The sequence below is a fragment of the Desulfomonilia bacterium genome (assembly GCA_036567785.1).
Classification (GTDB): Bacteria; Desulfobacterota; Desulfomonilia; order UBA1062; family UBA1062; genus DATCTV01.
In genome coordinates, this window is sequence record DATCTV010000036.1 from 1 (window position 1) to 1,778 (window position 1,778).

Here is a 1,778-nt window from a genome sequence, read left to right on the forward strand (position 1 = left end):
CTGCAACTTGGCAGTGAATATTGGGCGGGTTTGTGTAGGATAGGTGGGAGGCGTTGAAGTGGGGGCGCTAGCTTCCATGGAGCCGTCCTTGAAATACCACCCTGATTCGTCCGGTGTTCTAACCTGCGTCGGTCATCCCGACGAGGGACACTGCCTGGTGGGTAGTTTGACTGGGGCGGTCGCCTCCCAAAATGTAACGGAGGTGTGCAAAGGTCCCCTCAGCCTGATTGGAAACCAGGCGTCGAGTGCAAAGGCATAAGGGGGCTTGACTGCGAGACTGACAGGTCGAGCAGGTGCGAAAGCAGGCCTTAGTGATCCGGTGGTCCCGCATGGAAGGGCCATCGCTCATCGGCTAAAAGGTACTCTGGGGATAACAGGCTGATCACGCCCAAGAGTTCACATCGACGGCGTGGTTTGGCACCTCGATGTCGGCCCATCGCATCCTGGGGCTGGAGTAGGTCCCAAGGGTCCGGCTGTTCGCCGGTTAAAGCGGTACGCGAGCTGGGTTCAGAACGTCGTGAGACAGTTCGGTCTCTATCCGCTGTGGGCGAAAGAGAATTGAGAAGGGCTGCCCCTAGTACGAGAGGACCGGGGTGGACAAACCTCTGGTGTGTCAGTTGTAATGCCAATTGCATAGCTGAGTAGCCACGTTTGGGAGAGATAACCGCTGAAAGCATCTAAGTGGGAAACTTGCTTCAAGATAAGTTCTCTTATCAGGAATGAATAAGATCGCACGGAGACTACGTGCTAGATAGGCTGGGAGTGAAAGTTCAGTGATGGATTGAGCAAACCAGTACTAATGATCGAAGGCTTGAGACGTGATGTAAGGAACAGGTCGGTTTTCTGTAAAAAGAAAAAGGATACTACATACTGAGATTCAGTGAAAGAAGAAATAGAAAGTCATGTTGGTGACCAGAGGGACGTGGGTATACCCGGAAACATCTCGAACCCGGAAGTCAAGCGCGTCAACGCCGATGGTACTTGGAGGGCGACCTCCTGGGAGAGTAGGTCATTGCCAACATGACTTTTTTTCGTTAATATCCCCCCCAGAACCCCTTGTGAAAATCGGAATTAGCTTTGTTAATGATTTAATATACACGAAGTAACTTGACAACTTTCCCAGTTGTATTAATTGAATTTGACTTAATTATTTCCTAAATGACAGTGACAAAATTTTTCTTACCAGTGAGATGATGCAGCCTTTTTTAGTAAATTCGATACAGAAATACTCATAGCACTTTAACGATTCACAAATTTTCCAAAACAATACTATTTTCAATCCGTAACTTTTCGATGATGTATCCTGATGGGCTTTCACGCCAATCCTGCACTTTTTCATACAATTGTGCTGTTGCTCGACTGAATTGTACGGCTAAGACATCAATCATACAATGTCGTTCCGGTATGGCTTGTTCCTTCCAAATTCACGAGAAAGAAAGGAAGGGGCATGAAAAAAGAAGAAAGTACTTGACAAGAAAAAGGAAAGACATATAATAAAGCCTTGCCGTTGGGAAACAGAAAAAAGAGAAAAAAAGACGGTGAAGCAGAACCTTGACAATTGAGAAGCAGCAGAAATAAAAACAAACCAGACAATTCCGGCGAATCGAAGCGAAGAAAAAAACGGTTGAAAGACCGATAAAAATTCTGCGGAGAGTTTGATCCTGGCTCAGGATGAACGCTGGCGGCGTGCCTAATACATGCAAGTCGAACGGGTGTAGCAATACACTAGTGGCGAACGGGTGAGTAACACGTTGGTGACCTGCCCTAAAGAGGGGAAT

At 47.4% G+C, this 1,778-nt stretch carries 3 rRNA genes; all 3 read left to right on the forward strand.

Annotated elements, in window-relative coordinates:
• Positions 1 to 819 (forward strand): 23S ribosomal RNA (locus VIS94_10670); the annotation flags it as partial.
• An 85-nt stretch (positions 820 to 904) separates the two neighbouring features.
• A 5S ribosomal RNA gene (gene rrf, locus VIS94_10675) occupies positions 905 to 1,021 on the forward strand.
• Positions 1,022 to 1,643: 622 nt separating this feature from the next.
• Positions 1,644 to 1,778 (forward strand): 16S ribosomal RNA (locus tag VIS94_10680); the annotation flags it as partial.